Genomic DNA, 23,909 nt, shown 5'->3' with positions numbered 1-23,909 from the left:
CCAGTTTACCGCAGTAAACTTGCCAGTCATTTCCGCCCCCAGGCCTTGTGGATGAGATCGGTGATCTCGCCGTTGACGGCATCCATCGCCTCCATCGCCCGGTCATAAGTCGCGCGGGTAAACTGGCTCCGCTCGACCTCGTAGAGCGTCTGGTTGGTCATCGCGGCGTCGGAAATGGCGACGCTGCGCAACATCGGATTGGTCAGCACATGGTTCTTGAACATCGACCGCATGAAGGCGACCATCTGCGTCTGCGGTCCGTCCTGCGGATCGTAGCGGGTCACGAGATAACGCAGCCAGTCGAGGTTCATGTTGCCGCCGGCGCCCTTCAGCGTGTTCAGCACTTCGCCGAGCATCTGCAGGAACTGGCACATCGACATGACGTCGAGCATCTGCGGATGGACAGTGATCAGAACCGCCGTCGCGCCGCAGATGGCGCTCATCGTGAGAAAGCCGAGCTGGGGAGGGCAGTCGATGATGACGATATCGTAATCGTCTGCGACCGAGGACAGCGCCTCATCCAGCCGCGCGAAGAAGACGCGTCCATAATCGCCCGCCTTGCCCTGAGCAAGCACGCGCGGCGTATCATGCTCGAATTCCATCAGTTCGAGATTGCCCGGCACGAGATGCAGGTTCGGGAAATTCGTCGGCCGGATGATCTCTCTGAGCGGGCGCCGCTGGTCGTCGTAGCGAATGGCGGCGTAGAGCGTCTCATTCTCGTTGACGTCGAATTCAGGCTGGAAGCCATGGATGGCGGAGAGAGAGGCCTGAGGGTCGAGATCGACGGCGAGGACGCGGTGACCTGTCAGGGCAAGGTGCTGGGCAAGATGCGCGGCAGTCGTCGTCTTGCCGCTGCCGCCCTTGAAGTTGACGACGGCCACGACCTGCAGATGTTCGTTGCCGCGGCGATGGCGCATATAATGTGTACCCGCACGGGCATGGTGCTCCAGGAAAGCACGCATCTCTTCCATCTGCTCCGCCGTATAGGATCGGCGGCCCGAGGGCGTGACCTGGGGCAGGGCGCCCTTGCCTTCCAGCGATAAATTGCGAAGATAGCCGCTGGTGACGCCAAGGAAGCGCGCGACTTCGGCCAGCTGAAATTCCCGCAGGTCCTTCAGCGCGCGCGGCGGAAACATTTCAAGCCGATGCTGCTTCAGCTTGTCGGACAGTTCCTGCGCCTGACCAATGATCAGCTGGTCGACATCGGAAATTGCTTTTTCTATCTGCGGTGCCATATTCATGGAAATCTCGAAAATGCGATTTTAAAGCCCTGCGCACTATGAAACCGCATTTAGCGCCGATTCTGACCGAGTCGCAAGGCAAATAGGGTTAACAAGACCCTATCGGCGGGTTGTCCAATCTTTTTCAAAAGCTTGAACATACCGCGCGTGCCGCGGCCCGGCAGGCGAGATCGCAATCGTCAGAGCCGCATGCCGGCAGGATCATCGATCACAAACCGCCAGAATCGAAATATCGAGTATGAACGGCGTCTGGTGAAGCCATTTGATGGAGACGCATCTGGAACGGCCGGCGGCCGTTCAATTGTCTGCGCCGGTTTTGTGATAGGCAAGGACCGCTGGATCTATCCAGCGCATAGGCAAGTGCCATGCAAGGGGAGGGGCATCCGGCATCGCCGCAATGCAGCCGGCACGATGCATGCCGGCGCCTTCTCGGCTGTTTTCAGAGCGGATGGGCGATATCCGCCGAGGAAACTCCAAAGCTGACACCGTTGTTTTCCGCCTGCGCCATTGCGTTCACCAGCGCGATGATCGTCTCGCGAATATTCTGGTCGGCGATCTTCAGAAAGGCGCGATTGAGTACCAAGCCCTCTTTCGTCCGCAGGAACTCCGTGACCGGATCTCCATTCGCCGGCAAGTCCAGCCCCTGCAGCGTCAATGGCTCGGAATCCTCCTGTTCGAAGAAGAAGCTCGGGGAGGTGTGAAGCACTTCTGCGATCCGCTGCAGACGGCTTGCGCCGATGCGGTTGATGCCCTTCTCGTATTTTTGAACCTGCTGAAAGGTCACGCCGATCTGATCGGCAAGCCGCTCCTGGCTCATTCCGAGCAATTGCCGGCGCATTCTGATACGCGCTCCGACATAACTGTCTATTGCATTCGGTGTCTTGACATTCATCGCGTGTTTTCAGCCTCGATCGCATTCTCAATCGGCGCAGCTGTAGTATCCCCCGCGCCGGTTTTCCATGGCTGTTTTCACATAGCGTCTTCGATATGCGATGATCGTAACCGAGTGTGATATGAAAGCCCCCATCCGAGACGAGAAGTCAGGCTCATTCGATCGGTGGAAGAATAAATCGAACAAAATCCGTACCGATCCTGATAAAACTGGGCTGTGATTGCCGCTCGGCTTGCGTTAAATCCACTTAAGCGACCGCCGCTCGAGTGTCTCCCAGCTCCGATCGCCCGAAATCCATAAAAAACCGACGCAGCACGGCGCCGAACATGCCTGTGCAGGAGGAATATTCATGGCAACCGTTGCCGAGAGCGCGCCTCGTTTTGAAAAGACAACCATGTCTATTCTGATGGCGGTCAGCTTCTGCCACATGCTGAACGACATCATGCAATCACTGCTCGCCTCGCTCTATCCGTTGTTCAAGGCGAACTACGATCTCGATTTCGTTCAGATCGGCCTCCTCACCATGACATTCCAGGTCACGGCCTCGCTGCTGCAGCCGCTGGTCGGCATCGTCACCGATCGCTGGCCAATGCCCTATTCACTGCCGGTCGGCATGGCGAGCACGTTCTGCGGGCTCATTCTTCTCGGCAATGCCGGCAACTTCGCGCTGCTGCTGGTCGCCGCAAGCCTGATCGGCTTCGGCTCTGCGGTCTTTCATCCGGAATCCTCGCGCGTCGCCCGTCTTGCCTCCGGCGGCCGTCACGGTTTCGCGCAGTCGTTTTTCCAGGTCGGCGGCAATGCCGGCCAGGCGATCGGTCCGCTGCTTGCCGCCTTCATCGTGCTGCCGCTCGGCCAGCACAGCGTCTCCTGGTTTTCCGCCATCGCCATGGTCGGCATGGTCGTGCTGAGCTGGGTCGGAAACTGGTACATGAGCCATAGGCGCCAGAATGCCAGCAAGCCGGCGGTGAGCCGCGCCTTGCCGCTGCCGCAGAACAGGGTCGTCTGGGCGCTGCTGATCCTCGTGCTGCTGACGGCAACGAAGAACGTTTACATGGCGAGCGTGTCGAGCTACTTCACCTTCTATGTCATCGACAAGTTCGAACTCAGCGTGCAGCAGGCGCAGCTGATGCTTTTTCTCTTCCTCGGCTCGGTCGCCGTCGGCACTTTCCTCGGCGGGCCGATCGGCGATCGCTTCGGCGCCCGTTTCGTCATCTGGTTCTCGATCCTCGGCGTCATTCCCTTCGCCCTGCTCCTGCCCTATGCGAACCTTTTCTGGACGGGCGTGCTCAGCATCGTGATCGGCTTGGTCTTCGCCTCGGCCTTCTCGGCGATCGTCGTCTTCGCCCAGGAACTGGTGCCTGGGCGCGTCGGGCTGATTGCCGGCGTCTTCTTCGGCTTCGCATTCGGGGCAGGGGGGCTCGGTGCCGCTTTGCTCGGCGATTTCGCCGACACCCACGGCATCGAATTCGTCTACCGTATCTGCTCTTACCTGCCGCTGCTCGGTCTCCTCACGATCTTTCTGCCGCACATCCCCAGGAAGACACCGGCCTGAGACGAGATTATCGGCAAGGACGAACGTATTTTTCCTCTCCCGCGGAGAAGAGGGATCGCCATTCCTTTAATCCACTATTTTTATAGATAATATTCGTACCAACAATGACGTCGGTCCCGGTACGATATTGGAAGGAAATGGCATGTCTGCTCTGAAACTGGTCGGCCTCGCGGGTAGCTTCAACCGCCCCTCGAAGACTTTCGCACTTGTCGAAAACGTCGCCGGCCTCGCCGCTGAAAAATACGGCTTCGAGAATACCGTCTACGACCTGACCGATGTCGGCCCCTCGCTTGGCCAGGCACAGCGCCGTGACGATCTCGATAGCCGCGCCAGGGCCGTCATCGACGATCTCGTCAATGCCGACGTGGTCGTCATCGGAGCGCCGACCTACAAGGGCAGCTATCCCGGCCTCTTCAAGCATCTGATCGATCTGATCGATCCGCATGAGCTGCGCGCCAAGCCGATCGTCATCACCGCGACCGGCGGCGGCGACCGGCATGCGCTGATGGTCGAGCATCAGCTGCGCCCGCTCTTCGGTTTCTTCATGTCTCACACGCTGCCGACAGCCGTCTATGCCTCCGACCGCGACTTTACCGATTACCGCGTCTCATCCGAGCCGCTTTCCAAGCGCATCGGAGAAGTCATCGGCGAGCTTTCGGCCTTCTTTCCTGCCCGCAATCAAGCACTCATCGCTGCCGAGTAAAGGTTGCTGGGATAAGGTTGAAGCGGCGCCCCAGAGGCGCCGTTTTCATTTTTTAGAATATGCTTACGAGCCGCAATTAATCCATAAATTTGATGGAAATTTATCCTGCCGATATCGATGGCAGGGCAAGAGTTTTTCCGACCTTTCCTCTTCATCAGTCTTTCGTGCTTCGCTCGCGATCCGCGCATTTGCCATGATCAGCCTGCTCGGGGCGTTCGGCCTCATTCAGTCAGACGGGATATACGATGATCAAGAACAAAAATCTTCACGGCTTCCACCTTTCGCGCCGCGCGGCTCTCGCAGCCGTCGCCGTTTCCGCTGCCGCACTTTTTACCCTTGCAGCACCCGCCCCTTCCTTTGCCGACGACAAGTCGATCAAGGTCGGCATCATGGCCGGCGAAGATGAGGATGTATGGCGCGTGGTCACGAGCGAGGCGGCCAAGAAGGGCCTCAAAATCGAGACCGTCATCTTCAACGATTATACGCAGCCGAACGAAGCCCTGGAGCGCGGCGAAATCGATGCCAACGCTTTCCAGCACCAGCCCTATCTCGATAACCAGATCAAGCAGCACGGCTATCATATCGTTCCGGTCGGTTATACCGGGGTCTGGCCGATCGGCCTCTACACCAAGAAGTACAAGTCCGTCGCCGAGATCCCGGAAGGCGCCGTCATCGGTGTTCCGAACGATCCCTCGAATGAAGGCCGGGCGCTGCGTGTGCTCCAGAATGAAGGCCTCATCAAGCTGAAGGACGGCACAGGCATTCTCGCGACCGTCGCCGACGTGACGGACAATCCGAAGAAGATCGAGATCAAGGAACTTGACGCCGGCATCGTCGGCCGCTCGATCGACGATCTGGACGCCGGCGTCGTCAACACCGACTGGGCGCTGAAGAGCGGTCTTTCGCCTGCCGAACGCGTTGCCCAGGAACCGATCGCCGACAATCCGTACCGCAACTTCATCGCCGTCAAGGACGAGAACAAGGGTGCGGACTGGGTCAAGACGCTGGTGTCGTCCTACCAGAACGAGACCGTCAAGGCCGAGTTCGACAAGGTCTACAAGGGAACGGGTCTCAGCGCCTATTGATCCGAGAATAGGCCGGGGTTAAGGCCTGCCGAAAGGCGGCCCGGGCATTCCCAGCCCGGGCCGCCTTCGGTGTTTGTAAGGAAAAGCACATGAATTCGTTTGTTTCCACCACGGCGGTCGAGACAGATCCACAGGCGGTCATGGCCGAAGAGGTGGTGCGGCTCGTCGACGTGAAGCGTCGATTCGGAACGACACCCGCGCTCGACGGTATTTCCCTGCAGGTGAAGAGGGGCGAGATTCTCGGCATCATCGGCCGCAGCGGCGCCGGCAAGTCGACCTTGATCCGCTGCCTGAACGGTCTGGAGCGGGCCGACAGCGGCGAGATCCGCATCGAAGGCCGCGATATCACCCGGCTTCAGGAACAAGAACTGCAGCCGCTGCGCCGCCGTATCGGCATGATCTTCCAGCATTTCAACCTGCTGTCCGCCAAAACAGTCGAAGAAAACGTCGCGCTGCCGCTCAAGATCGAGGGCGTTGCCAAGGCCGAGCGCCTGAAGCGGGCGCATGAGTTGCTCGATCTCGTCAGCCTTGCCGACAAGGCGAAGGCCTATCCCGCATCGCTCTCCGGCGGCCAGAAACAACGTGTCGGGATCGCCCGCGCGCTTGCGGCACGCCCGGCGCTGCTGTTGTCCGACGAGGCGACATCGGCACTCGACCCCGAGACGACCCGGTCGATCTTGGCACTGCTCAAAGACATCAACCGTAAGCTTGGACTGACGATCCTGCTGATCACGCACGAAATGGAAGTGGTGCGCGGCATTGCCGATCGCGTCGCCGTCATCGATGCCGGGCGGATCGTCGAGGAAGGGCAGGTCTGGTCGGTCTTCGCCAATCCACAGCAAGCGATCACCAGGAGCCTGCTCGGCGGCATCCGCCCGCAGCTTCCCGGGCACATTGCCAGCCGGCTTTCGGCAACCGGAGGAAGCGAGGCCCTCCTCAGTGTCGATCTTGCCGGACCTGAAGCGCAAGGGGCTCTCTTTGCCGAACTCTCGGCGGCGCTGCCACATTCCTTCCGCCTCGTCCATGGCGGCATCGATCATATTCAGAGCCAGCCGGTGGCGCGGTTCTTCATCGCCGTTCCCACGCGCGATCCCGCGCTCGCCGGAAAGGTCGAACAATTCCTGACGTCCCGGTCCGCCCGGGTAGAGGTGCTTGGTTATGACACCGATCATGTTTGAACTGCTTCTTCGCTCCCTTTGGGAGACAGTCCTGATGACCGTCGCCTCGGGGGTGATCTCGCTCGTCGCCGGCCTGCCGCTTGGTCTGGCCCTCGTGATAACGGCGCGCGGCGGCATTGCCGAAAACCTCTGGATCAACCGCATGCTCGGCGCCGTCATCAACGGCTTCCGCTCGGTGCCCTTCATCATCCTGCTGGTGGCGCTGATCCCGCTGACGCGGCTGATCGTCGGCACGGCGCTCGGCACGTGGGCGGCCATCGTGCCGCTCGCCATTGCCGCGACGCCCTACTATGCCCGTATCGCCGAAGTATCGCTGCGCGAGGTCGACCGCGGGCTGATCGACGCCGTGCGCGCCATGGGCGGCAACCGCTGGACGATCATCCGCGAAGTGCTCGTGCCGGAAGCGCTGCCGGGCATCGTCGCCGGTTTCACCGTCACGCTGGTGACGCTGATCGGCGCTTCGGCCATGGCGGGCGCGATCGGCGCCGGCGGGCTCGGCGATCTCGCCATCCGCTATGGCTATCAGCGCTTCGAAACCAATGTGATGATCGCGGTCGTGGCCGTCCTCATCGTCCTCGTCTGCGGCATTCAGTGGCTCGGCGACCGCTTGGTCGCTAGGTTGGACCACAAATAGGTCAAAGCCGGAAGCGTACGGCAGGCAGTGAATGGCTTGCTACGTGAATTGTCCTAGGGCTGTATCGCATCAGCCGCCTGTGAAGTGATAAGGTGGCGATGAAGCAGCCGGAGGAAAGCATGACGAAGAAGACGCTGTCGGATTGGGCGGAGCTTGCGCAGAAGGAGTTGCGTGCCTCGCCCGAGACACTGACCTGGCACACGCCGGAAGGTATTGCCGTCAAGCCGCTCTATACGGCCGAGGATCTCGACGGCGCCGGCCATCTCGGCTCGCTGCCCGGTTTTGCGCCCTTCACTCGCGGGCCGCGCGCCACGATGTATGCCGGGCGCCCCTGGACAATCCGCCAATATGCCGGCTTCTCCACGGCGGAAGCGTCGAATGCCTTCTACCGCAAGGCGCTTGCCGCCGGTCAGCAGGGCGTCTCGGTCGCCTTCGACCTCGCCACCCACCGCGGCTATGACAGCGACCACCCCCGCGTCGAAGGCGATGTCGGCAAGGCCGGTGTGGCGATCGACAGCGTCGAGGACATGAAGATCCTGTTCGACGGCATTCCCCTGGAAAAGATTTCCGTCTCCATGACCATGAACGGCGCCGTCATCCCGATACTCGCCTCCTTCATCGTGGCCGGCGAGGAACAGGGTGTTTCGAGATCCGAGCTTTCCGGGACGATCCAGAACGACATTCTCAAGGAGTTCATGGTCCGCAACACCTATATCTATCCGCCCGAACCCTCGATGCGGATCGTTGCAGACATCATCGAATATACGGCAAGGGAGATGCCGAAATTCAACTCGATCTCGATCTCCGGCTATCACATGCAGGAGGCGGGCGCGACGCTCGTGCAGGAGCTCGCCTTCACCCTGGCCGATGGCCGCGAATATGTCCGGGCGGCCATCGCCAAGGGTCTCAACGTCGACGACTTCGCCGGAAGGCTTTCCTTCTTTTTCGCGATCGGCATGAACTTCTTCATGGAGGCGGCGAAGCTGCGTGCCGCCCGGCTGCTGTGGACCCGCATCATGGAGGAGTTCCAGCCGAAGAAGGCGTCCTCGCTGATGCTGCGCACCCATTGCCAGACATCGGGTGTCTCATTGCAGGAGCAGGACCCTTACAACAACATCATCCGCACCGCCTTCGAGGCCATGTCGGCCGTGCTCGGCGGCACGCAGTCGCTGCACACCAACTCCTTCGATGAGGCGATTGCGCTGCCGACGGAATTTTCCGCCCGCATCGCCCGCAACACGCAATTGATTCTCCAGCATGAAACCGGCGTGACCAAAGTGGTCGATCCGCTGGCCGGCTCCTACTATGTCGAAAGCCTGACGAAGGAGCTCGCCGACAAGGCCTGGACGCTGATCGAGGAGGTCGAGGCGCTCGGCGGCATGACGAAGGCCGTCAACGAGGGACTGCCGAAGCGGCTGATCGAAGAGGCGGCGACCCGGCGCCAGGCGGCGGTCGACAAGGGCGAGGAGGTCATCGTCGGCGTCAACAAGTACCGCCTGGAAACCGAGGAAGAGATCGACATCCTGGCGATCGACAATGCGGCCGTGCGCAACGCCCAGATCAGGCGGATCGAGGAAACGAAGCGCCGCCGCGATGGCGCGAAGACCGCCGAAGCGCTCGCCGCCCTTTCCGAAGCTGCCCGCAGCGGACAGGGCAATCTGCTTGCCGCTGCCGTCGAGGCGGCGCGCGCGCGCGCCACCGTCGGCGAGATATCGGATGCGATGCGGCAGGCTTTCGGCGATCATGCGGCAACGCCTGAGGTCATCAAGGACGTCTATGGCGATGCCTATCGAAGCGAGCCTGAGCTTGCCGTGCTGAAGACACGCATGGCGGAAGTGGCGGAAGCAATGGGGCACAGGCCGAAGATCATGGTCGCCAAGCTCGGCCAGGACGGGCACGATCGCGGCGCCAAGGTGATCGCCTCGGCTTTCGGCGATATCGGCTTCGATGTGCTTGCCGGACCACTGTTCCAGACACCGGATGAAGCGGCCGAGATGGCGCTTGGCGAAAGGGTCAATGTCGTCGGCGTTTCATCGCTCGCGGCCGGCCACAAGACGCTGCTGCCGCAGCTCATCGGCAGGCTGAAGGAGCAGGGCGGCGGCGATGTCATCGTCGTCTGCGGCGGCGTCATCCCCCGGCAGGACTACGAATTCCTGCATGAACACGGCGTTGCCGCCGTGTTCGGTCCGGGGACGAATGTCCTCGAGGCGGCAAACTCCGTGCTCGACCTGCTGCAGGGCAAGCGGCGAAACCAATAGTTAGAGCAGCCCGCGTTTGGCGAGGTTGCTCATCAGTGCCGAAATACCGAAGGTCCAGGGCGGGCATTCGGTGGAGAGGCGCACCGTGTTGACGAGCGTGCCGAGTCCCGCCGAGGAAATCTCGACGACATCGCCGATCTTATGGGTGAAGCCCTGTTTCGGCGCGTCGCGATCCTGCGTCGGCGCAAACAGCGTGCCGAGAAACAGCATGAAACCATCCGGATATTGATGATGGGGTCCGAGCGTCTGTTTGACGAGATCGGTGGGGTCACGGCTGATCTGAGACATCGAACTCTTGCCGTGCAGCACGAAGCCGTCCTCTCCTGACACCTTCAGGTCGAGTTCGGCCTTGCGCACGTCATCCAGGCCATACCCGGCATCGAACAGGCGGATGAAGGGTCCGATCGAGCAGGAGGCGTTGTTGTCCTTCGCCTTGCCGAGCAGGAGCGCCGAGCGGCCTTCGACGTCGCGCAGGTTGACGTCGTTGCCGAGCGTTACGCCTTTGATCTCGCCGCGGCTGTTGACCGCAAGCACGATTTCCGGCTCCGGATTGTTCCAGGTCGAAATCGGATGCAGGCCGACGTCGGCCCCCCAGCCGACGGAGGAGAGCACCGGCGCCTTGGTGAAAACCTCGGCATCGGGACCGATGCCGACTTCGAGATATTGCGACCACATGCCCTCGTCGATCAGCGCCTGCTTGACCTTGGCGGCTTCAGGCGAACCGGCCTTGAGGTTGGTGAGGCTGCCGCCGATCAGCGCGCTGACGCGCTCGCGGATCGAGGCGGCGCGGTCAGGATTGCCGGCCGCCTTCTCCTCGATGACGCGCTCGATCATCGACTGGGCGAAGGTGACGCCGCAAGCCTTGACCGCCTGCAGGTCGACGGGCGCAAGGAGGTGGGGCCGTCCAGCGTCCGGCGCTCCGGCGCTGTTGGCGGCAATCTCCTCCAGCGAGCCGATAGCCTTGCCATTTGCGGCTCGGACGAAGCCCGCAGCATCCTCTCTCTCGAGCAAGGCGCTCAGCGTCGGCGCCTCGCGCGACGTGATGTCGATGAGCATCCCGTCGCGAAGGGTCACGATGCCGGGGCCGGCGATTTCCGGAATCCAGACGCGGCCGACGAAAAGTCCGCCCGAAGCGGCAGCATCGAGAAGGGGATGAGACATGGTGATCCTCCGTTACAGGCAAGCGGGGAGCGCTCTATAAAGAATTTCGAGATTGTTGCCGCCCTCCAGCCCGGCGGCGGCCGAAATCGATCACATTCATCGAAATGGAGCAAGATACGCAGGGGAAAAAGACTTTCGCCCGATTGGATCGAACGGGCGCCTTTCCAATCGCGAAAGCTGCAAAATAACTATTTAGATACAAAATAATCGTTATTTTTCATATGTTTAATATTCCACCTCCACGATTTCACCACCGATCTCGCCTTGACAGGAGCCCGCTTTCGTTATCTGTTTTGACCGACATGGAGGATGCCGGCATCGGCCGGCTGCACGAAAATCCCGGGAGGATATTGCAGCGATGTTGAGATTTGCCGTCGTCGGAATCGACCATGGGCATACGTTCGATCACGTGAAGGGATTGCTTGCCTCGGGCGGCGAATTTGTCGGCTATTGCCCGCAGACCTCTGTGCCGGCATTGCGGGAAGCCTTCGAGAAGACCTATCCCGATGCCCCGCAGATCGATCGGGAGAAATTGTTTGCCGATCCGTCGATCGACGTCATCTGCATTTCCGCAATCCCGCGTGACCGCGCCGGCCTTGCCATCCGCGCGATGAAAGCGGGCAAGGACGTGATGACCGACAAGCCTGGCGTGACGACCTTTGCCCAGCTCGAAGAGGTCAAGCGCACCGTTGCCGAAACCGGCAAGATCTTCTCCATCTGCTTTTCCGAGCGCCATTGCGTGCGCTCCGCCGTCAAAGCCGGCAAGCTGGTCAAGGAAGGCGCGATCGGCAAGGTGATCCAGACACTCGGCGTCGGTCCGCACCGGCTGCAGCTGCCGACCCGCCCGGATTGGTTCTTCGATCCCGAAGCCTTCGGCGGCATCATCGTCGACATCGCCTCGCATCAGGTCGATCAGTTCCTGTTCTATACCGGCTCGACCTCAGGCGAGGTCATTGCCAGCTCAATCGGCAATTTCGGCATGCCCGACAAGCCCGCCTTCCAGGATTTCGGCGAGGTGCTGCTGCGCTCGGACAAGGCGGCGGGTTATATCAGAGTCGACTGGTTCACGCCGGAGGCGCTGCCGACCTGGGGTGACGGACGCCTCACCATCCTCGGCACCGAGGGTTATATCGAGCTGCGCAAATATATCGATATCGCTGGCCGGCCGGGCAAGGATCACCTCTTCCTCGTCAACGGCAAGGAGATGACCCATATCGATTGCAGCGGTGAAAAACTCGATTATTTCGATGCTTTCACCGCCGATGTCGGCAATCGTACACAGACGGCGATGACGCAGGATCACGTTTTCGAAGTCTGCCGCCTTTCGCTCGAAGCCCAGACGAAAGCCGCGCGCATCGGCGCTCGCTGAGGAGGATATCATGACGAGAAAATTGCGCGTCGGCGTCATCGGCGCAGGGATTGCCGCGCGGCATCTGGCCGGCTTCGGCTGGAACAAGGACCTCTTCGACGTTCCCGTGCTCTGCTCGCTCGACGAGGAGCGCGGCCGGGCGTTGTGCGAGGAATACGGCATCGCCGAATATACGCAGGACACGGACTCGCTGTTTGCCCGCGACGATCTCGACATCATCGACATTTCGACGCCGCCAAGCTCGCATTTCGAACTTTGCCGCAAGGGCATCGAATCCGGCAAACATGTGATCTGCGAAAAGCCGCTCTTCGGCTCGATCGCCGAAGTCGACGAGATGGGCCGCATCCTCGCCCGCTTCCCCGGCAGGAAGCTGATGCCGATCTTCCAGTACCGTTACGGCTCCGGGCTGCAGAAGCTGAAGCTGCTGATCGAGCAGGGCCTCGCCGGCAAGCCCTTCCTGACGACGATCGAGACTCACTGGTGGCGCGGCCCGGATTACTACGCCGTGCCGTGGCGCGGCAAATGGGCGACCGAACTCGGCGGCGGCCTTCTCGGCCATGCGATCCATGCCCATGACATGCTGAACTATGTGCATGGCCCCTGCGCCGAGGTGTTTTCCTATGGCGCCACACTGGTCAATCCGATCCAGGTGGAGGATACGGCGGCGCTTTCGGTGAAGATGCAGAACGGCTCACTGGCGACGCTGTCGATGACGCTCGGCTCGCGCAAGGAGATTTCGCGGCTGCGCTTCTGCTTCAGCGATCTCGTCGCCGAAAGCATCCTCGAACCCTATACGATGGGCCGCGATCCCTGGGTCTTCACCGCGGGAACGGAGGAGCATCAGGCGAAAATCGACGTAGCGCTTGCCGCCTATGTGCCCGGCGAAGACGGTTATACCCGCCAGTTCGAACTCTTCCACAAGGCGATCGTCGAAGATGCGGAGCCGCCGGTGACGCTGCAGGATGCCCGCAATTCGCTGGAGTTGGTGACGGCCGCTTATTTCTCCCAGCGCACCGGCCGGCCGACGCCGATGCCGATCGCCGCCGACCATCCGCTCTATCACTCCTGGCTTCCGGAAGAGGAACGGCACACGGCCCGCGCCTGAGCAGGGGAGGGCACTCCATGCTGAAATCCTTCGAGCATGTCGGCATGACGGTGAGCGACATGGACCGCGCCGTCGATTTCTATTGCGGCCTGCTCGGGCTGCGGCTGCATCTGCGCAAGCGGATGGCCGATGGTTCCGATGTCGCCTTTCTCGACGCCGGCGGCGGCATGCTGGAAATCTTCGCGCCGGCGGATGGCGCGGCGAGGGCGGTCGATGTGCCGGAGGGCACGGCCGGCCTGCGCCATCTGACCTTCCTGTTCGAAGACGTCGATGAGACCTTCGCCCGGCTTGAAAAGGCCGGCGTAGAGATCAAGGAGCGGCCGCGCCTGGCGGTTAACGCCGAGGTGCTGCACAAGGTCGCCTTCCTGCGCGATCCCGATGGCATCCAGATCGAGCTCGCAGAGAAACGGTAAGCCAACCTGTTGCGCCTGGGCTAGTTCCGGAAGGCGTCGGCGGGGATCGTCGTCACCAGCCTTATGTCGCGGCGGAAGTCCGATGGCGACATGCCGGCGATGTGGCGGAAGGATTTGTTGAAGGCGCTGATCGAGCCGAAGCCGCTGTCCATCGCCACCTGCAGCACATTGGCGCCTTCGCTCATCAGCATCGCCTGGGCGCGCGACAACCTGAGCAGCGTCACATATTTGCTGAGCGTCATGCCGGTCGATCGCTTGAAGAGGTTCATCGCATATTTCGGATGCAGGTCGGCGGCGCGGGCGATATCGACCGAATCGATGTCCTGCAGGAAATTGGCGGCGATGAAATCACACATGCGCGCGACACTGCGCGAGGAATTCGGATGTGGCTGATCGCCTTCCAGGCTGACGGCCGTCTTCGACGTCGTCATCGAATAGGGTTCGAGCGCGATGCGCTCGATGCGCAGCAGCAGCTCGTCGACCGCGTGCTGGGCCTTGGCGGCATCGCCAGACTTGGAATAGCGAGACCAGCGGGCGAAGTTCTCGTCGTCGGCGGCATCGGTTGACGACGTCAGCAGCGTCTCGCCCTTCATCAGCCGGCTGGAAACGCTGATCGGCAGACGCAGCCGGAAGAAATAAATGAGCGGCAGATGGGCGCCGGCATAGAGCGAATCATCCGAGGATTCATCCATCTGATGCGGCTGCCCACCCCAGAAAAGGCACATTTCGCCGGCGTTCAGCCGGAATTCGTGGCCGCTCATCCGATAATGGACAGTGCCACGCATGACGTAGTTGACCTCGACCTGCGCATGCCAGTGCGGCATGGCCATGACGAGCGGATGGGCATGAAACATCTGCAGCGCCGTCGGCGAACCCTCGATGCTGCTTGCGCCGGGCTGATAGATTGCACTCGTGCCGACCTTACTTTCCGCCAAATCCATGTTCCCTTTTTAGGAGACAGCCGCTCCCTTACGGATAGTCTAACCGCGTTCGTGAAAGATCGGCAATTGAAAAGGGAGGATTTTCAATGCGCTTCAAACTTCTCGCTGCGACCGCAGCTGTCGCACTGCTTGCTTCCGGCTCCGCCTTCGCGCAGTCGGCCAATCTGACCATCTGGAGCTGGAATGTCGCCGCATCGGCGCTGAAGTCCACGCTTCCAGGCTTCAACAAACAATTCCCCGATATCAAGGTGACCGTCGAGGACCTTGGAAACAGCCAGGTCTTCGACAAGACGCTTGCCGCCTGTGCTGCCGGCGGCGACGGCCTGCCCGATATCGTCAGCATCGAGAATTTCGAGGCTGAAATCTTCTGGAGCCGTTTCCCGGATTGCTTCGCCAATCTGAAGGAGCTCGGCTACACCGCAGATATCCAGGCGAAATTCCCCGACTTCAAGCGCACCGAGCTTGAGGTCGGCGATGTCGCTTACGCCATGCCGTGGGATTCCGGCCCTGTCGCCGTCTTCTATCGCCGCGACCTCTATGAAAAGGCCGGCGTCGATCCGAGCACGATCAGCACCTGGGACGATTTCATTGCCGCCGGCAAGAAGATTTCCGCCGCCAATCCCGGCACCGTCATGGCCCAGGCGGATTTCAACGGCGACAGCGAATGGTTTCGCATGATCGCCAACGAACAGGGCTGCGGCTATTTCTCGACCGACGGCCAGAACATCACCATCAACCAGCCGGCCTGCGTCGCTTCGCTGCAAAAAGTGAAGGAAATGAAGGACGCCGGCACGCTGACGGCGGCCAACTGGGACGAAAAGATCCAGGCCAACACCGCCGGCAAGGCAGCGAGCCAGCTCTATGGCGGCTGGTATGAAGGCACCGTGCGTTCGACCTCTCCCGATCTCAAGGGCAAGTGGGGCGTCTACAGGATGCCGAGCCTGACGGCCGACGGTCCGCATGCGGCCAACCTCGGCGGTTCGTCGCTCGCGATTTCGGCGACCTCGGCAAACAAGGAAGCCGCCTGGAAATTCGTCAACTACGCCCTCGGCACGACCGAGGGGCAGGTCACCATGCTGAAGGAATTCGGCCTGGTCCCGTCGCTGCTCGAGGCCGAGAAAGATCCCTTCGTCAATGAGCCGCAGCCCTATTGGGGCGGCCAGAAGGTCTGGGCCGATATCCTGGCGACGCTGCCGAAGATCGTGCCGAGCCGCGGCACCGCCTTCCAGAGCGATGCTGAAGCCATCTTCAAGGCGACGCAGGCGAAGTTCTTCGCCGGCGGCTATCCCGATGCGAAGGCGGCTCTCGACGATGCCGCCAACCAGATCGCTTCGGCGACCGGCCTTCCGATCGCGCAATGAATGACGATGCCGGGCGCCTCATGCGCCCGGCATTCTGCCCGCCCTAGGGCGGGCGGGTTATTCGTCCGTTCGTGAGGAGGAGGCTCGATGCCGTTCAGAACCCGGAGCGCCTATGCGTTCCTCGCACCCTATCTGCTGGTCTTTGCCACCTTCTGGGTCTGGCCGATCATCAATTCGTTCCTGATTTCCTTTCAGAACACGCGCATCAACCCGTGGAAATTCAGTTTCCAGGCCAATTGGGGGCGGCTCTTCTACGACCCGGCCTTCTACAATGCCCTGTACAACACGCTGATCATCCTGGTGATCCAGGTGCCCGTGATGATCGCGCTGGCGACGGTCATGGCCGTCATGCTCAATTCGCCGCTCTTGAAAGCGCGCCCACTCTTCCGCTTCGCCTTTTTCGCCCCTGTCGTCGTCGGCGAGGTCGCCTATGCCGCGGTCTTCCGGCTGATGTTCAGCCTCGATTTCGGCATCATCAACAAGCTGATTTCGGCCATCGGCTTGAGCCCCGTCTCCTGGTTCGACAATGCGAATGCCGCCATGGCGGTGATCATCCTGGCCGTCACGTGGCGCTGGGCAGGCTACAACGCCATCATCATCCTTGCCGGCCTGCAGTCGATTCCCGAAGACGTCTACGAAGCGGCGACACTCGACCGGGTGAGCAAGGTGCAGCAATTCTTCCACATCACCCTGCCGCTTCTGAAACCGATCATCCTCTTCTGCGTGGTCCTGTCGGTGATCGGCACGATGCAGCTCTTCACCGAGCCCTTCCTCATCACCAATCGCGGCGGTCCCGGCGGCGGCACGGAGACGCTCGGCCTCTTCCTCTACCGCCAGGGCTTCACCTCGCTGAACTTCGGCTATGCCTCGGCGATCGCCTATACGATGGCGGCCCTTGCCGTGGCCATCTCGCTTCTCAATCTCTGGGTCGGGAGGGATCCGAAATGAAATCCAAGTCGCAATCCCTCCTCATGCGCCGGGTCGCGCTGCACGCCGTTCTGGCGCCGCTTGCGCTGATCTGGCTGTTCCCCCTCTGGATGATGTTCGTCTTCTCGACGATGCCCGACAACGGCATCTTCAGCCCCGACATCGTACTCTGGCCGTCGACCAACTTCGTCGCGAATTTCAAGAACCTGCAGGCCGACACCGATTTCATCGGCGCAATGACGATCTCCGTCGGCGTCGCGATCATCTATACGATCTTGTCGGTGCTGCTGACCTCGATGGCAGGCTGGGCGCTGGCGCGCTACCGCTTCGTCGGCCGCTCCATCGTCATCGCCATCATCCTCGGCACGATCACGCTGCCGTTTTCGGTGGTCGTCATCCCGCAATTCATCATGGTGGCGCGCGAATTCAAGCTGGCGAACACCTGGGTGGCGCTGATCGTGCCGCCGCTCTTCAACTCGCTCGGCGTGCTGTTCATGCGGCAATCCTTCTCGATGATGCCGGGCGAGCTTTTCGATGCGGCGCGTGTCGAAGGCGTCAAGGAATGGCAGATCTTCCTGCGCATCGCACTGCCGCTGGCGAGCCCGACCATGGCGGCACTCGCGATCATCCTCTTCCTCGCCTCATGGAACAACTATCTCTGGCCGCTGCTCATCAATTCCAAACCGGGAATGATGACGGCGCCGGTGGCGCTGGGAACGCTGATCGGCCTGACCAAGGTCTCCTGGGGCGGCATCATGGCGGGGGCAGTGCTGCTGACAGCGCCGATCCTCGTCGTGTTCGTGGCTCTCCAGCGCTATTTCATCGCCGGCATCGCGGCCGGCGCAATCAAATAAATCGGGGACCGGCATGGCAGAGCTTTCACTCAGCAACATCGTCAAGCGCTTCGGCGGCTTCGAGATTATCCACGGCGCCAATCTGGAGGTGAAGGACGGCGAATTCGTCGTCTTCGTCGGCCCCTCCGGCTGCGGCAAGTCCACGCTTCTGAGGATGATCGCCGGGCTCGAAGACATCACCTCGGGCGAGCTTCGGATCGGCGGCAGGGTTGTCAACGACGTCGAGCCGGCCGACCGCGGCATCGCCATGGTCTTCCAGTCCTATGCGCTCTATCCGCACCTCACCGTCGAAGAGAATTTGAGCTTCGGCCTGCGCATGAACGGCAACCCGAAGGCCGATACCGAACGGCGGGTGCGTCACGTCGCCGATATCCTGCAGATCACCGAGCTGATGAAGCGGCGGCCGAAGCAGCTTTCCGGCGGCCAGCGCCAGCGCGTCGCGATCGGCCGGGCCATCGTCCGCGAACCTCAGGTCTTCCTGTTCGACGAACCTTTGTCGAACCTCGATGCGGAACTGCGCGTGCAGATGCGTGTCGAAATCTCGCGGCTGCACAAGCAGCTCGGAACGACGATGATCTACGTCACCCACGACCAGACCGAAGCGATGACGCTCGCCGACAGGATCGTCGTGCTGCGCGCCGGCAATATCGAGCAGATCGGCGCGCCGCTCGACCTTTACGACGATCCCGCCAACCAGTTCGTCGCCGGCTTCGTCGGCTCGCCGAAGATGAACTTCCTCAAGGCCGTGGTGGTCGAGGCGCAGCCGGGCAGGGCGGTGGTCGCCTTGGAAAGCGAGACCAATACGCGCCTGCCTATGGCCATCAGCGATCCCGTCGAAGCCGGCGCAAAGGTGACGCTCGGCATTCGTCCGGAGCACTTCGTCGATGCAGGTGCCGGCGATGCCGATCTCGTCGTCGGCGTCGACGTCGCCGAACATCTCGGCAATACCAGCTACATCTATGCCGCCATCGGCGACGAGCAATTGATCATCGAAAGGCCGGAGTCGCGTACAGCAGGCAATCGCGAGACTCTGACGGTCGGCCTTCCCGCAAGCCGCACATTCCTTTTCGACGGCGCCGGCAAACGGCTCCGCTAAACCGCAATCCCAAGGCAGAAAGACGAAAGAGGCTTCCATGACTTCCGATCAACCGATCCGCTGGGGCATCATCGGCCCCGGCACCATCGCCCGCACCTTTGCGGATGGCGTTGCCCATTCGCGCACCGGTAAACTGGTGGCGATCGCCACCCGCAATCCTTCCAAGCCGGGCCTTGCCGAAAACTTCCCCGGCGCCCGCATCGTCGATGGTTACGAGGCGCTGCTTTCCGACCCCGAGGTCGATGCGGTTTATATTTCCGTGCCCCATACCGGCCATGCCGAATGGGCGATCAAGGCCGCGCGCGCCGGCAAGCATATCCTCGTCGAAAAACCGATCGCGCTTTCGGCCTATGATGCCGAAGCCGTTTACTACGAAGCCAAAAAGGCCGGCGTCTTTGCCGGCGAGGCCTTCATGTACCGCGTGCATCCGCAGACGGAGAAACTGGTCGAGCTCATCAAGAGCGGCGTCATCGGCACCGTCCGCATCATCCGCTCGAGCTTCGGCTTCAACATGGGCAGCTACAAGCCGGAACACCGGCTTTTCGCCAACGATACCGCCGGCGGCGGCATTCTCGATGTCGGCGGCTATCCGGTCTCCATGGCGAGGCTGATATCAGGCGCGGCGGAAGGCAAAGCCTTCCTCGAACCGGAGAAGGTGTCGGGTGTCGCTCATCTCGGCCAGAGCGGCGTCGACGAATGGGCATCCGCCGTGCTGAAATTCCCGAACGAGATCATCGCCGAAGTCTCCTGCTCGATCATGGCCCAGCAGGACAACGTGCTGCGCATCATCGGCTCCGAAGGCCGGATCGAAGTGGCAGACTTCTGGTTCGCCTCCGGTCACAAGGGCGGCGTCGGCAAGATCGAGATCTTCAAGGGCGGCAAGCAGGAAACCATCGAGGTTAGGGAAGAGCGCTGGCTCTATTCCTTCGAGGCGGACGCGGCGGGCGATGCCATCCGCGCCGGCAAGACCGAGTTCAGCACTCCCGGCATGAGCTGGGCGGATTCGATCGGAAACCTGCGCGTGCTCGACCAGTGGCGCGCCTCTGTCGGTCTCGAATATGGCGTCGAGAAAGCCGTCAAGCGCACGGCTAACATATCGGGCGGCGCGGTCAAGCGGGGCAACAGCATTCCGCAGCGTCAGATCCCCGGCATTTCCAAGCCCGCTTCGGTCGTGACCCTCGGCTTCGAGTTCTTCCCGAACTTCGCCGCCGCCTCGCTGACGCTCGACGCTTTCTACGAAGCCGGCGGCAATGCCTTCGATACGGCATTCGTCTACGGCGCCGGCAAGACGGAGGCGATCTTCGGCGACTGGCACACCAGCCGCAAGGTGCCGCGCGAAGAGATCGTGCTGATTGGCAAGGGCGCGCATTCGCCGCTCTGCTATCCCGATATGATCGCCAAGCAGCTCGACCAGTCGCTCGCCCGGCTGAAGACCGACTATGTCGACGTCTATTTCATGCATCGGGACAATACCGACGTGCCCGTCGGCGAATTCGTCGATGCCATGGATGCCGAGGTCAAACGCGGCCGCATCCGCGGCATCTTCGGCGGTTCGAACTGGACAAGGGCGCGTTTCGACGAAGCGATCGCCTATGCCGAAAAGACCGGCAAGGCGGCGCCGGCGGCGCTCTCCAACAACTTCTCGCTCGCCGAGATGCTCGATCCGATCTGGGCCGGCTGCGTCGCTGCCTCCGATGACGACTGGAAGACGTGGCTGAATGAGAAGCAGATCCCGAATTTCGCCTGGTCCAGCCAGGGCCGCGGCTTCTTCACCGACCGCGCCGGCCGCGACAAGCGCGACGACGAGGAGATCGTACGCGTCTGGTATTCCGAGCGCAACTTCGGACGCCGCGACCGCGCCATCGAGCTCGCCAACAAGCTCGGCCGCAACCCGATTCACATCGCGCTCGCCTATGTGATCGCCCAGCCCTTCCCGGTCATTCCGCTGATCGGGCCGCGCACCGTCGCCGAGTTGGAAGACAGCCTCTCGGCGCTCGACATCAAGCTGACGCCCGATCAGGTGAAGTGGCTGGAAGGCTGATAAAACAGAGAAAGGGCGCGGGTTCGAAGCCGCGCTCCAGACTGCCGATAGAGACGGCTTAACTCCTCTTTCGTCATGCTCGGGCTTGTCCCGAGCATCTGCCCACGTCGATGCGCAGCAGATCCTCGGCACAAGGCCGAGGATGACGCCGAGTAAGGGAATAAAGTCTGTCACCAAACCGAGGGCGCGGCTAAGCTGCGCCCTTCTTATATCTACTTCTGCGCTTCGGGCGCCTTTTTTCTGGCTGCGTCGTCCATCAGCTCGTACCACATAGCGTTGAGGACGGCGAAGGCGGCTGCCAGCGGCAGGCCGAGAATCCATGCGAAATACCACATCGTTTCGTCTCCTCAATAGGCGTGGCTGTTCTTGTCGGTGACCGATTTCTCGTCGACCTTGCCCCACAGGACCTTGTAGACCCAGGCCGTATAGGCGGCGATGATCGGCAGGAAGATCGCCGTCACCACCAGCATGATGAACAGCGTCGTATGGCTGGACGATGCATCCCAGACCGTCAGGCTCGATCGCGGATCGAGCGAGGAGGGCAGGATGAACGGGAACATCGAAAGCCCGACCGTCGAGATGATGCCGAAGATTGCGAGTTTGCTGAAGAGCAGCGTCATCACCTCACGTCTTGCCCGCATGGCGATGAAGGCCAATACCGCACCGGCGAAGCCGAGGACGGGCGCGACGATCATCCATGAATGGGCGGTGTAGTTGGCAAGCCATGCGCCGTTCTCAAGCACCACCGTCTTCAATAGCGGATTGGAAGGCCCGATCGGGCTGATATCACTGGTGATGCGATAGCCGCTGACGCCGATCCAGAGGAAGAGGCCGCCGAGGGCAAAGAGCGCGATGGCGGCAAGGGTGGCGATGCTGCCGTAGCTTCTGGCCCGTTCCGCGACCGGGCCACTCGCCTTCAAAATTAGCCAGGCCGCGCCATGCATCGTCAACATGGCGACGGAGAGCAGGCCGCAGAGCAGCGCATAGGGGTTGAGCAGGGCGAAGAACGAGCCTTCATAGAAGATCCGCATGTCGTCGGCGAAGCGGAAAGGCACGCCCTGCAGCACGTTGCCGACGGCGACGCCGAAGATCAGCGCCGGCACGAAGCCGCCGATGAAGAGCGCCCAATCCCAGCCGTTGCGCCAGCGGGCACTTTCCCGTTTCGACCGATATTTGAAACCGACCGGGCGCAGGATGAGCGCGAACATGATCGCGAACATCGCGAGATAGAAGCCCGAGAAGGAAACCGCGTAAAGCGGTGGCCAGGCGGCGAAGATGGCGCCGGCGCCGAGGATCAGCCAGACCTGGTTGCCTTCCCAGGTGGCGCCGACGGTGTTGATCGCCACGCGCCGTTCCGTATCAGTCCTGGCGACGAAAGGCAGAAGCGTGCCGACGCCGAGGTCGAAGCCGCCCGTCGTCGCAAAGGCGATCAGCAGAACGCCGAGCAGCAGCCACCAGATGATACGCAGGGTTTCATAGTCGATGAGTTCGTGAAGGATCATGACAGGTCACTCCGCGGCCGGGACGAGGGTTTCGGAAATCAGGGCGGCTTCCGGCTCGTCGTCCGGCTCCGGTCCCTGGCGGATCGCCTTGAGCATCAGGCTCATCTCGATGACGATCAGCACCGTGTAGAGCACGGCAAAGCCGATGATCGTCAAAAGCACGGTGCTGGCGCCGAGGCTGGAGACGGCGGCCGCCGTCGGCAGCACGCCTTCGATCACCCAGGGCTGGCGGCCGAATTCGGCGACGACCCAGCCGAGTTCGATGGCGACCCAGGGGAGCGGGATCGCCAGCACGGCAATCCGCAGAAGCAGCGGATATTTGTCGAGATGGCGCCGCGCCGACAGCCAGAAGAAAGTGGCGGTCAAGAGGATGAAGAAGATGCCGAGCCCAACCATGATGCGGAAGGACCAGAAGAGTGTCGGCACATGCGGGATCGTATCGCGGGCCGCCTGAGCGATCTCAGCGTCTGTCGCCTGGCGGGGATCGTCGACATAGCGTTTCAGAAGAAGGGCGTAGCCGAGATGATGACCGAGATCTTCGAAGGAGGTGCGCACTTCCTGCGCCACCTGATCCTGTGCGGGTGCTGCACGGATCTGCATCAGCGCGTCGTAAGCCTTGATGCCGTCGCGGATGCGGGTTTCGGCCTGCTGTTCGAGTTTGTCGATGCCCGGGATTTCCGTGGTCAGCGACCGTGTGCCGATCAGGCCCATCACCCACGGGATATGCACGGCGAAATGCGTTTCACGCGCTTCCTGGTCGGGGAATCCAAAGGCGGTGAAAGCCGCCGGAGCCGGCTCCGTCTTCCACATGCCTTCGATCGCGGCGAGCTTCATCTTCTGGTTCTCGGTCGCGAGATAGCCGCTCTCGTCTCCGAGCACGACGACTGACAGAGCCGAGGCCAGCCCGAAGGACGCCGCCACCGTCATCGAGCGCTTGGCAAGCTCGATATGCCGGCCCTTGAGGACATACCAGGCCGAAACGCCGAGCACGAAGATCGAAGCGCAGACATAGCCCGCCGAAACCGTATGGACGAATTTCGCCTGGGCGACCGGATTGAAGACGACGTCGAAGAAGCTCGTGATCTCCATGCGCATCGTCTGCGGATTGAGCGCCGATCCCACCGGGTTCTGCATCCAGCCGTTGGCGATCAGGATCCAGAGCGCGGAGAAATTCGAGCCGAGCGCTACGGCCCAGGTGGCGACAAGATGGCCGATCTTCGACAGCTTGTCCCAGCCGAAAAAGAACAGGCCGACGAAGGTCGCCTCGAGGAAGAAGGCCATCAGCCCCTCGATCGCCAGCGGCGCGCCGAAGATGTCGCCGACATAATAGCTGTAATAGCTCCAGTTCATGCCGAACTGGAATTCCATGACGATGCCGGTGGAGACGCCGATCACGAAATTGATGCCGAACAGCGTGCCCCAGAATTTCGTCATTTGCCGCCAGATCTGGCGGCCGGTCATGACATAGACGGTTTCCATGATCGCCAGCAGCACGGAAAGGCCGAGCGTCAGCGGTACGAACAGGAAGTGGTAAAGTGCCGTCAGCGCGAACTGGAAGCGCGAAAGTGCTACGATATCTAGTTCCATTGTCTTTCT

General features: G+C 61.5%; 21 protein-coding genes. 14 read left to right on the top strand and 7 right to left on the bottom strand.

Annotated features, from left to right (window positions below; all coding sequences use genetic code 11):
• Window positions 1–26 precede the first annotated feature (26 nt).
• A complete protein-coding gene (gene repA, locus ATY78_RS12750; RefSeq protein WP_088682675.1) occupies window positions 27–1,241 on the bottom strand; it encodes a plasmid partitioning protein RepA in 1,215 nt (404 codons plus the stop codon).
• Window positions 1,242–1,680: 439 nt separating this feature from the next.
• On the bottom strand, window positions 1,681–2,133 hold the full coding sequence (locus ATY78_RS12745) for a helix-turn-helix transcriptional regulator (RefSeq protein ID WP_088682674.1): 453 nt from the start codon (window positions 2,131–2,133) through the stop codon (window positions 1,681–1,683).
• A gap of 349 nt (window positions 2,134–2,482) precedes the next feature.
• Here ATY78_RS12745 and ATY78_RS12740 point away from each other — a divergent pair, with 349 nt between their 5' ends.
• The 6 genes from ATY78_RS12740 (at window position 2,483) to scpA (ending at window position 9,543) form a co-directional block, all read left to right on the top strand.
• Complete coding sequence (locus tag ATY78_RS12740) at window positions 2,483–3,685, top strand: MFS transporter (RefSeq protein WP_088682673.1); 1,203 nt, start codon at window positions 2,483–2,485, stop codon at window positions 3,683–3,685.
• A 142-nt stretch (window positions 3,686–3,827) separates the two neighbouring features.
• Window positions 3,828–4,388: an FMN reductase gene (gene msuE / locus ATY78_RS12735; RefSeq protein ID WP_088682672.1), complete on the top strand. Its 561-nt coding sequence runs from the start codon at window positions 3,828–3,830 to the stop codon at window positions 4,386–4,388.
• A 245-nt stretch (window positions 4,389–4,633) separates the two neighbouring features.
• On the top strand, window positions 4,634–5,473 hold the full coding sequence (locus ATY78_RS12730) for a MetQ/NlpA family lipoprotein (RefSeq protein WP_088682671.1): 840 nt from the start codon (window positions 4,634–4,636) through the stop codon (window positions 5,471–5,473).
• Window positions 5,474–5,562: 89 nt separating this feature from the next.
• Window positions 5,563–6,651 carry a methionine ABC transporter ATP-binding protein gene (locus tag ATY78_RS12725; RefSeq protein WP_088682670.1) on the top strand — a complete coding sequence of 363 codons (1,089 nt, stop codon included), beginning with the start codon at window positions 5,563–5,565 and terminating at the stop codon, window positions 6,649–6,651.
• Window positions 6,632–7,285, top strand: coding sequence for a methionine ABC transporter permease (locus tag ATY78_RS12720; protein ID WP_088682669.1), 654 nt, complete (start codon window positions 6,632–6,634; stop codon window positions 7,283–7,285). Before ATY78_RS12725 ends, ATY78_RS12720 begins: the two co-directional genes overlap by 20 nt.
• Window positions 7,286–7,404: 119 nt before the next feature.
• Complete coding sequence (scpA, locus tag ATY78_RS12715) at window positions 7,405–9,543, top strand: methylmalonyl-CoA mutase (RefSeq protein WP_088682728.1); 2,139 nt, start codon at window positions 7,405–7,407, stop codon at window positions 9,541–9,543.
• Here the strand turns inward: scpA and ATY78_RS12710 are convergent, their stop codons facing one another.
• Entirely contained in the window at window positions 9,544–10,704 is a 1,161-nt protein-coding gene (locus ATY78_RS12710) for a fumarylacetoacetate hydrolase family protein (RefSeq protein ID WP_088682668.1), read from the bottom strand. It lies immediately after the preceding gene.
• A gap of 358 nt (window positions 10,705–11,062) precedes the next feature.
• Between ATY78_RS12710 and ATY78_RS12705 the strand changes: the two genes are divergently transcribed.
• The 3 genes from ATY78_RS12705 to ATY78_RS12695 are packed head-to-tail and all read left to right on the top strand — an operon-like array spanning window position 11,063 to window position 13,591.
• A complete protein-coding gene (locus tag ATY78_RS12705; protein ID WP_088682667.1) occupies window positions 11,063–12,073 on the top strand; it encodes a Gfo/Idh/MocA family oxidoreductase in 1,011 nt (336 codons plus the stop codon).
• Between the two features lie 10 nt (window positions 12,074–12,083).
• A complete protein-coding gene (locus tag ATY78_RS12700; protein WP_088682666.1) occupies window positions 12,084–13,178 on the top strand; it encodes a Gfo/Idh/MocA family oxidoreductase in 1,095 nt (364 codons plus the stop codon).
• Between the two features lie 17 nt (window positions 13,179–13,195).
• Window positions 13,196–13,591: a VOC family protein gene (locus ATY78_RS12695; RefSeq protein ID WP_088682665.1), complete on the top strand. Its 396-nt coding sequence runs from the start codon at window positions 13,196–13,198 to the stop codon at window positions 13,589–13,591.
• A gap of 20 nt (window positions 13,592–13,611) precedes the next feature.
• On the opposite strand, the gene ATY78_RS12690 is transcribed toward ATY78_RS12695, so the two are convergent.
• On the bottom strand, window positions 13,612–14,532 hold the full coding sequence (locus tag ATY78_RS12690) for a helix-turn-helix domain-containing protein (protein WP_088682664.1): 921 nt from the start codon (window positions 14,530–14,532) through the stop codon (window positions 13,612–13,614).
• 86 nt (window positions 14,533–14,618) lie between these two features.
• Here ATY78_RS12690 and ATY78_RS12685 point away from each other — a divergent pair, with 86 nt between their 5' ends.
• From ATY78_RS12685 to ATY78_RS12665, 5 genes are all read left to right on the top strand, one after another.
• Window positions 14,619–15,893: an extracellular solute-binding protein gene (locus ATY78_RS12685; RefSeq protein ID WP_088682663.1), complete on the top strand. Its 1,275-nt coding sequence runs from the start codon at window positions 14,619–14,621 to the stop codon at window positions 15,891–15,893.
• Between the two features lie 87 nt (window positions 15,894–15,980).
• Entirely contained in the window at window positions 15,981–16,841 is an 861-nt protein-coding gene (locus ATY78_RS12680; protein ID WP_088682662.1) for a sugar ABC transporter permease, read from the top strand.
• A complete protein-coding gene (locus ATY78_RS12675) occupies window positions 16,838–17,674 on the top strand; it encodes a carbohydrate ABC transporter permease (RefSeq protein WP_088682661.1) in 837 nt (278 codons plus the stop codon). Before ATY78_RS12680 ends, ATY78_RS12675 begins: the two co-directional genes overlap by 4 nt.
• Window positions 17,675–17,687: 13 nt before the next feature.
• Entirely contained in the window at window positions 17,688–18,770 is a 1,083-nt protein-coding gene (gene ugpC, locus ATY78_RS12670; RefSeq protein ID WP_088682660.1) for a sn-glycerol-3-phosphate ABC transporter ATP-binding protein UgpC, read from the top strand.
• 37 nt (window positions 18,771–18,807) lie between these two features.
• On the top strand, window positions 18,808–20,811 hold the full coding sequence (locus ATY78_RS12665) for an aldo/keto reductase (RefSeq protein WP_088682659.1): 2,004 nt from the start codon (window positions 18,808–18,810) through the stop codon (window positions 20,809–20,811).
• A gap of 212 nt (window positions 20,812–21,023) precedes the next feature.
• Here ATY78_RS12665 and cydX read toward each other — a convergent pair whose 3' ends face one another.
• From cydX to ATY78_RS12650, 3 genes are read right to left on the bottom strand one after another with little or no spacing between them, the layout of a single operon-like run.
• Window positions 21,024–21,146 carry a cytochrome bd-I oxidase subunit CydX gene (cydX, locus tag ATY78_RS12660; protein ID WP_088682658.1) on the bottom strand — a complete coding sequence of 41 codons (123 nt, stop codon included), beginning with the start codon at window positions 21,144–21,146 and terminating at the stop codon, window positions 21,024–21,026.
• 12 nt (window positions 21,147–21,158) lie between these two features.
• Window positions 21,159–22,313, bottom strand: coding sequence for a cytochrome d ubiquinol oxidase subunit II (gene cydB / locus ATY78_RS12655; RefSeq protein WP_088682657.1), 1,155 nt, complete (start codon window positions 22,311–22,313; stop codon window positions 21,159–21,161).
• A gap of 6 nt (window positions 22,314–22,319) precedes the next feature.
• On the bottom strand, window positions 22,320–23,900 hold the full coding sequence (locus ATY78_RS12650) for a cytochrome ubiquinol oxidase subunit I (protein ID WP_088682656.1): 1,581 nt from the start codon (window positions 23,898–23,900) through the stop codon (window positions 22,320–22,322).
• Between the last annotated feature and the right edge of the window lie 9 nt (window positions 23,901–23,909).

The organism is Rhizobium sp. R635, from assembly GCF_002211285.1.
GTDB lineage: Bacteria > Pseudomonadota > Alphaproteobacteria > Rhizobiales > Rhizobiaceae > Rhizobium.
Note: the sequence above shows the minus strand (reverse complement) of the source record. Positions and strands in the feature narration are given on the sequence as shown.

Coding starts and splice junctions, on each gene's coding strand:
- repA (WP_088682675.1), bottom strand. CDS start 1,241: ATGAATATGGCACCGCAGATAGAAAAAGCAATTTCCGATGTCGACCAG.
- ATY78_RS12745 (WP_088682674.1), bottom strand. CDS start 2,133: ATGAATGTCAAGACACCGAATGCAATAGACAGTTATGTCGGAGCGCGT.
- ATY78_RS12740 (WP_088682673.1), top strand. CDS start 2,483: ATGGCAACCGTTGCCGAGAGCGCGCCTCGTTTTGAAAAGACAACCATG.
- msuE (WP_088682672.1), top strand. CDS start 3,828: ATGTCTGCTCTGAAACTGGTCGGCCTCGCGGGTAGCTTCAACCGCCCC.
- ATY78_RS12730 (WP_088682671.1), top strand. CDS start 4,634: ATGATCAAGAACAAAAATCTTCACGGCTTCCACCTTTCGCGCCGCGCG.
- ATY78_RS12725 (WP_088682670.1), top strand. CDS start 5,563: ATGAATTCGTTTGTTTCCACCACGGCGGTCGAGACAGATCCACAGGCG.
- ATY78_RS12720 (WP_088682669.1), top strand. CDS start 6,632: ATGACACCGATCATGTTTGAACTGCTTCTTCGCTCCCTTTGGGAGACA.
- scpA (WP_088682728.1), top strand. CDS start 7,405: ATGACGAAGAAGACGCTGTCGGATTGGGCGGAGCTTGCGCAGAAGGAG.
- ATY78_RS12710 (WP_088682668.1), bottom strand. CDS start 10,704: ATGTCTCATCCCCTTCTCGATGCTGCCGCTTCGGGCGGACTTTTCGTC.
- ATY78_RS12705 (WP_088682667.1), top strand. CDS start 11,063: ATGTTGAGATTTGCCGTCGTCGGAATCGACCATGGGCATACGTTCGAT.
- ATY78_RS12700 (WP_088682666.1), top strand. CDS start 12,084: ATGACGAGAAAATTGCGCGTCGGCGTCATCGGCGCAGGGATTGCCGCG.
- ATY78_RS12695 (WP_088682665.1), top strand. CDS start 13,196: ATGCTGAAATCCTTCGAGCATGTCGGCATGACGGTGAGCGACATGGAC.
- ATY78_RS12690 (WP_088682664.1), bottom strand. CDS start 14,532: ATGGATTTGGCGGAAAGTAAGGTCGGCACGAGTGCAATCTATCAGCCC.
- ATY78_RS12685 (WP_088682663.1), top strand. CDS start 14,619: ATGCGCTTCAAACTTCTCGCTGCGACCGCAGCTGTCGCACTGCTTGCT.
- ATY78_RS12680 (WP_088682662.1), top strand. CDS start 15,981: ATGCCGTTCAGAACCCGGAGCGCCTATGCGTTCCTCGCACCCTATCTG.
- ATY78_RS12675 (WP_088682661.1), top strand. CDS start 16,838: ATGAAATCCAAGTCGCAATCCCTCCTCATGCGCCGGGTCGCGCTGCAC.
- ugpC (WP_088682660.1), top strand. CDS start 17,688: ATGGCAGAGCTTTCACTCAGCAACATCGTCAAGCGCTTCGGCGGCTTC.
- ATY78_RS12665 (WP_088682659.1), top strand. CDS start 18,808: ATGACTTCCGATCAACCGATCCGCTGGGGCATCATCGGCCCCGGCACC.
- cydX (WP_088682658.1), bottom strand. CDS start 21,146: ATGTGGTATTTCGCATGGATTCTCGGCCTGCCGCTGGCAGCCGCCTTC.
- cydB (WP_088682657.1), bottom strand. CDS start 22,313: ATGATCCTTCACGAACTCATCGACTATGAAACCCTGCGTATCATCTGG.
- ATY78_RS12650 (WP_088682656.1), bottom strand. CDS start 23,900: ATGGAACTAGATATCGTAGCACTTTCGCGCTTCCAGTTCGCGCTGACG.